Consider the following 6,212-nt stretch of genomic DNA (forward strand, 5'->3'; position numbering starts at 1 on the left):
CTCCTTTGGCCACGATATCGCAGTCTTTCGAGCCGCCAGAAAAAACACTGTCTCTTCGAAAAGAAGATGTTACAGTTTATCGCATGCAGGCAGGGGATGAAGTGCGGGGGGAGGAGGAGGAAGCGGGCACCAAGCGCTTCCGCGCGAAGCGTGACGCGATCCTCGCCGCCGCCGCCGAAGCGATCAACGAACAGAGCGCGAAGGGCATGACCTTCGCCGATGTCGCGCGCCGGGTCGGCCTCAACACCACCAGCGTTACCTATTATTTCAAGCGCAAGGAAGATCTCGCCGCTGCCTGTTTCGAGCATACGCTCGACCGGCTCCAGGCGATGCTCGACGAGTCGCTGGCGGAATCGACCCCACGGGCCCGAGTCGCCCATTATCTCGCGCTCAACATGGAGCGCTTCGCCCGGATCGAGCGCGGCGAGGAACAGGCGTTCGCTGTCCTTTCCGATCTCCGCGCGATGGAGGAGCCGGTGCGGGCGCGGCTGCTCGCCGGATGGCAGCGGGTTTTCCGTACGACGCGCAGCCTCTGGGGTCCGGCCGCCAATCGTGCACAGACCGATCTGCACGGCGCCCGCGCCCATGTGCTGCTCGAGAACACCTTCTGGCTTCCGCTCTGGCTGGTCCGCTACGAGGTCGACCAGTTCGACCGGATCGAGGCGCGCCTGATGGACGTATTCGAGCATGGCATCGCCGGCCCGGATCAGGGCTGGTCGCCCGAGCTGATCGACCTCGCCCATGACGAGCCCGAGCCCGGCCGCGAGGCCTTTCTGCTTGCCGCGACGCGTCTGATCAACGAGCTGGGCTATCGCGGCGCCTCGGTGCAGAAGATCGCCTCGGAGCTCAACGTCACCAAGGGCAGCTTCTACCATCACCTCGATGCGAAGGACGATCTCGTCATCGCCTGCTACAAACGCAGCTTCGATACGATCGCCGATGCGCAGCGCCTCGCCGACGAACGCGGCGAAAGCCATTGGCATCGGCTGACCAGCACGATCGCCACCCTGCTCGACGTGCAATTCTCGGAACGGGGGCCTCTCCTGCGCACCACCGCCCTTTCCGGGCTGCCGGCCACCGTGCGCCGGGCGATGGTTGAGCGGTCGAATCGGATCGCGCGCCGTTTTGCCGGGACGATGATGGACGGCATCGCCGAAGGGTCGATCCGCCCGGTCGATGCCCTGGTCGCCAGCCAGGCGCTGATGGCGCTCCAGAACGCCGCCTTCGACATGCGGAAATGGGCGAGCACCATGCCGCGCGAAAAGGCCGTCGCCTTCTATGCCTCGACCCTGGCGTTCGGGCTGTTCGACGATCGGGTGCTTGGCTTGTGAGCGTCAATCATTTCGACTGCCACTATCTCAACCGTTCGTGCTGAGTAGGGGCTGAGCGAAGTCGAAGACCCGTATCGAAGCACCGTTTCGGCCAGAACCATGCCCTTCGATACGCGCCTTCGACAAGCTCAGGCGCTATTCAGGACGAACGGTGTGGTTGCAAACCCGTTCCCTCGCTGGCAGCGGGGCGCCAAGGAGATTCCAAAATGTCCACCACCGCCGCCTTCGACTGGGCCGACCCCTTCTTCCTCGACGACCAGCTCGAGGACGACGAGCGGATGATCCGCGACACCGCGCGCGCCTATGCCCAGGAAAGACTGGCGCCGCGGATCATCGATGCGTTCGCCAACGAGGTGACCGACGTCGTGATCTTCCGCGAAATGGGCGAACTCGGCCTGCTCGGCCCGACCATTCCCGAGGAATATGGCGGCGTCGGCGCGTCCTATGTGTCCTACGGCCTGGTCGCGCGCGAGGTGGAGCGAGTCGATTCGGGCTACCGTTCGATGATGAGCGTTCAGTCGAGCCTCGTGATGTACCCGATCTACGCCTATGGCTCCGAGGAACAGAAGCGGAAATATCTGCCCAAGCTTGCCTCGGGCGAATGGATCGGCTGTTTCGGGCTGACCGAGCCCGATGCCGGCTCCGACCCCGGCGGGATGCGCACCCGCGCCGAGAAGATCGATGGCGGCTATCGGCTAAGCGGCAGCAAGACCTGGATCTCGAACGCGCCGATCGCCGATGTCTTCGTGATCTGGGCCAAGTCGGATGCCCATGGCGGCGGAATCCGCGGCTTCATCCTCGACAAGGGCATGAAAGGCCTGTCGACGCCGAAGATCGAGGGCAAGCTCTCCCTGCGCGCCTCGATCACCGGCATGGTGATGATGGACGGGGTCGAGCTGAGTGAAGACGCCCTGCTCCCCGACGTGCAGGGGTTGAAGGGCCCGTTCGGCTGCCTCAACCGCGCCCGCTACGGGATCAGCTGGGGATCGATGGGCGCGGCTGAATTCTGCTTCCATGCCGCCCGCCAATATGGCCTCGACCGCGCGCAGTTCGGCCGGCCGCTCGCCGCCAACCAGCTCTACCAGAAGAAGCTCGCCGACATGGAGACCGAGATCGCGCTGGGGCTCCAGGCCAGCCTGCGCGTCGGGCGGCTGATGGACGCGGGCAAATTCGCGCCCGAGATGATCTCGATCGTCAAGCGCAACAATGTCGGCAAGGCGCTCGATATCGCCCGCGCCAGCCGCGACATGCACGGCGGCAACGGCATCAGCGGCGAATATCAGGTGATGCGGCACCTGATGAACCTCGAGACGGTCAACACCTATGAGGGCGCACACGATGTCCACGCGCTGATCCTCGGGCGGGCGATCACCGGGATTGCGGCGTTCTAGGGATCAGGCTCTTGCATTGGTCCCCGTAGGGGCGGCTGGTCCCCGCAGAGGCGACGTCGGTTTCCGACCAATAGCGCGCTACCAATTATAAGAATGGCCGCTTCTCGGTCGCAGCTGAGATCAAGAATGGCCCGTGCACTTGACAGCTGAGATTAAGAGAACTTCTTATTATCGATGTGATCCAGGAATGCTCCATGGTTTGAATGGATTTTCATGTCTGCAATCGCCGTGTACAGTAAAACAAAAATGTTTTTATAAAATTCCTGTAGCGCCTCCTCATTTTCAACCGAATTGAGATGATGCACATAGCGGGAGCGTAACTGATAGGCCTTCTTGAAATTCGAGACGACGGCCTTTCTCCTTTTAGGATCTTGTTCGATCAAGAAGGCGATGCGCTCTCCCACATTCTGCTGGATCGGTTCACTTCCATCCTTCAACAGGAGGTGCTCCAAGGCGAACATCGCATAGATCAGTCGCTCGTTCGGATCATAGGAAGCCACGCCTCTCGAATAGGAGAGTAGAGCACTTTTTACGCGCTGCTCGTGATCCGTAAGGTGGCGATCGGAAAAGAAAGCCGCGATGTTCCGAAGACCAGCATTCATTTTTTCGCTGAGATCCGCAAATTGCAGTCCCCAGTGGTGCAAGCCTTGTTGCCTCAGTCCTGTGGTGAGCCCCGCAATCTCTCCCTCTGCGAGATGGAGGATCGTCTTAAGGGGCCTGTGCTCACTGCCGAGTGGATGGCAGGGAAAGGCCAGATTTGAAATGATAGCGGCTGGGGAAAGGAATCTCAGTACCGATGCGGCCTCGTCTGCAATACGGATCGCTTCTGCTTCCACGAATTTTTTCTCGCCGAGGATCGACACCTCGATCAGGGTCGAGCCCGCCAATTGCTTGCGCAAGCTTTGGAATCGTTCCTCGATCGCAGAGAGCGCTTCCAGATCGGCGTCATTTTTCTGAAGCAACTTTGTCTTCCAGCGCTCAAGCCTCCGAACATCAAACGGTGATATTCGGATGTTTCCGAGTTTGAACGCGCGTTCGACCTCGATCGATGCGATTGGGACGGCCATGTCGTGGAGCGACACGGCCGCCTCGCATCTGTCGAGCAAATGATCGCAAAGGCTCTGGTCATTCGAACCGAGCCTTGCCGCCTGCAGCCAGAGAAAGGTTTGCTCCTCTAGAAATTCGAGGCTCAACCCCAGATTGAACGGTTTCTTTCCCGCTACCTTCTCGACCAGCTTGCGAAACTGGAGATAATTGCCGTTGCGCAGGGCAACTTCCTGCCCGTCGCGGACGAAATACCGGCCAACGGCCCGACCCTTAAGATCGGTCCAACTCATGATCGGCTCGCCGATAATATCCTCCTCAGTGATCGTCGGGCCGATCTCCCTTTGTGTCTCAAATGCGGGCGGCGGCGACGGCTGAAGCGGCTTCGATTCGAAAAGGAGCGCGATTGCCTCAGCTTCTTCATTCAAGGCTTTGGCGCCATTGGGATGGAGGGCTGATCGATCAAAATAGATAGTCATGCGGCCTATCGATACGCCAGCTGAACTCTCTCGTGCAACGGGAGCAGACCATATTCCGGACAAAGTCGGACAAGATCAATCACCCAATTTGCTAGTCATACGCGGTGCTTCGGGGGATATTGCATCTAACCTCCGGTACCAAAATGGAATGACAGCGTTACAAAATTCACTCGGGGTAAATAATTCGGAAGTTGGCTTTAGCGGGATTTTGCCTGATCCGACGAATGAGGCCAGCACACCATCACGAACTAAGAGACGGGCGGAGCATGATGGACTTTCGCTGCTACCAGGTATGACGCGTTTGCGATCGAACCGTCAGCCAGGATCATCGCGCCATGGGCAACGATATAGCCGACAACTATCGTCAAATCTCCCTGAGGCGATGTGGGCCAGCCGCTGCCCTCATCCACAGGGCCTGCGCAACGGACATACATGATGGACTGCGCATAGCCTGGCTCATTCGTCGTGAGCTGGAAAACCCATTCCCGCAGACCATGGTCGCGACGCTGATAGATCTGCACCAGCGATTGCCAACCTATCACGATAACGCATCTGCCGTCATAGCCGGTCGGATCGATGACCGTATCGCAGACCCGGATCGGGACCGCCTCCTGAAAACCCGGCAACTCATTCTCGAAGCGCCGCGGTACCCAGAAATACGGCAAATAATCGTCAAGAATCTTAAGGGATTTACGATGGAACATCGGGGTGCCTACCCAAGGAAGACACAACGTGTCCGTCCTCACCATCTGCCCCCAACTTTCATTGATCGTGAAGAGCTGCTCTAGATGGCGGGCGATCGTCCCGGCGGTTACGTCAGCATCCTCATCGGCCACGATCGCGAGACGAGACGCCAACATCGGCGAAAAATTTGCAACCGCCTTTATGTCCACGCCGAGCCAGACAGGCATGATCTTGGTCTGCCCTCCGTCTTCCAGGGTAAACAGGCCGTCGAATTCCTCGCGGGTCCAGCGCTTCCTCATGAAATGAGAGCTGACAAAAAGGATTCCGAGATAGGAGTTCAGGATCGCGGAATCGACTTGGCCCCTGAGCGACATGCCCGCCACGAAATCACGTTCGTCGAGAATGTAGGTGATGCCTCGCTTGGCAAGGCCAGCGGCAACAGCGCGAACGTAGGACTTGTCCTCGCTCGCATGGGACAGGAAAACGTCCCACTCCTTAGAGGGTGAAACGTAGTTCTGCCGATCCGCGTCATCCATCACCGATATCCCGCTTCCTTTGCCCGCCTATAGTGGATCGCCAAAGAACCTGACAGGTCGGCATTCGCGGAAATGAGGCGCCGCCGGGTATCTACAGGTGGCTAATCTCGACGTGAGGGACGGACGGTACGGAAGACGATGGGGAGGCGCTACAGCGCGGAATTCACGAAGGTATCGCTCGATCGACCGAAGACCGACCTCCGCTTCTGATTGGAGCCGTCGTTCTCAGCGATCTCTGTGAACGGCAGGAAAGTCCCACACCCAGCCGTTCGGGCCGGCCGCTCTCCAAGATACTAATGGACGGCGATATTCGGGAGCGCGATCTGGCGGATCGACTACAGATCTGAGCGCAGCCGCAGGCATACCCTGAACCACCAGATCGGCGCCTTGCGGTCATTCGCCAAATACGACGCGAGACCCGTAAGCTGCATCGCTAACGCGAAACACCATTACCCATCGTCCTTCGCACCCGATTCAAACGAGATCCGGATTATCGCAGCGTGGAACCGGGCTGGCCTGCCAGCCCTCGCTCTTTCTCATGACTGAATCACAACCCCATCCCGGGTCCGAGGGGAGCTGGCTGTTACCTGGCTGTTCCTGGCTGTTCCGGCGAAAAACCTGGCTGTTATGCTGGCTGATAGCTGGCTGTTACCTGGCTGTTATCCGATATCAGCCAGCACCGTAACCGGGGCAGATTTCCGGGCGGGGTCTTTTCAAAAGGGTTGGGTTGTGATTCACCCTGCTGAT

The 6,212-nt window shown here is 59.3% G+C and carries 4 protein-coding genes; 2 read left to right on the plus strand and 2 right to left on the minus strand.

Going from position 1 to position 6,212, the window contains the following annotated elements:
- Window positions 1-83 precede the first annotated feature (83 nt).
- Together ABD050_RS11275 and ABD050_RS11280 are read left to right on the plus strand one after the other, a co-directional pair.
- A complete protein-coding gene (locus ABD050_RS11275; RefSeq protein WP_343889429.1) occupies window positions 84-1,331 on the plus strand; it encodes a TetR/AcrR family transcriptional regulator in 1,248 nt (415 codons plus the stop codon).
- A gap of 206 nt (window positions 1,332-1,537) precedes the next feature.
- Entirely contained in the window at window positions 1,538-2,722 is a 1,185-nt protein-coding gene (locus ABD050_RS11280; RefSeq protein ID WP_343889430.1) for an acyl-CoA dehydrogenase, read from the plus strand.
- 152 nt (window positions 2,723-2,874) lie between these two features.
- On the opposite strand, the gene ABD050_RS11285 is transcribed toward ABD050_RS11280, so the two are convergent.
- Both ABD050_RS11285 and ABD050_RS11290 read right to left on the minus strand, forming a co-directional pair.
- Complete coding sequence (locus ABD050_RS11285) at window positions 2,875-4,245, minus strand: hypothetical protein (protein WP_343889431.1); 1,371 nt, start codon at window positions 4,243-4,245, stop codon at window positions 2,875-2,877.
- 248 nt (window positions 4,246-4,493) lie between these two features.
- On the minus strand, window positions 4,494-5,465 hold the full coding sequence (locus tag ABD050_RS11290) for a toll/interleukin-1 receptor domain-containing protein (RefSeq protein WP_343889432.1): 972 nt from the start codon (window positions 5,463-5,465) through the stop codon (window positions 4,494-4,496).
- Between the last annotated feature and the right edge of the window lie 747 nt (window positions 5,466-6,212).

This window comes from Sphingomonas oligophenolica, from assembly GCF_039522915.1.
In the GTDB taxonomy this organism is placed as follows: Bacteria; Pseudomonadota; Alphaproteobacteria; order Sphingomonadales; family Sphingomonadaceae; genus Sphingomonas; species Sphingomonas oligophenolica.

Coding starts and splice junctions, on each gene's coding strand:
- ABD050_RS11285 (WP_343889431.1), bottom strand. CDS start 4,245: ATGACTATCTATTTTGATCGATCAGCCCTCCATCCCAATGGCGCCAAA.
- ABD050_RS11290 (WP_343889432.1), bottom strand. CDS start 5,465: ATGGATGACGCGGATCGGCAGAACTACGTTTCACCCTCTAAGGAGTGG.
- ABD050_RS11275 (WP_343889429.1), top strand. CDS start 84: ATGCAGGCAGGGGATGAAGTGCGGGGGGAGGAGGAGGAAGCGGGCACC.
- ABD050_RS11280 (WP_343889430.1), top strand. CDS start 1,538: ATGTCCACCACCGCCGCCTTCGACTGGGCCGACCCCTTCTTCCTCGAC.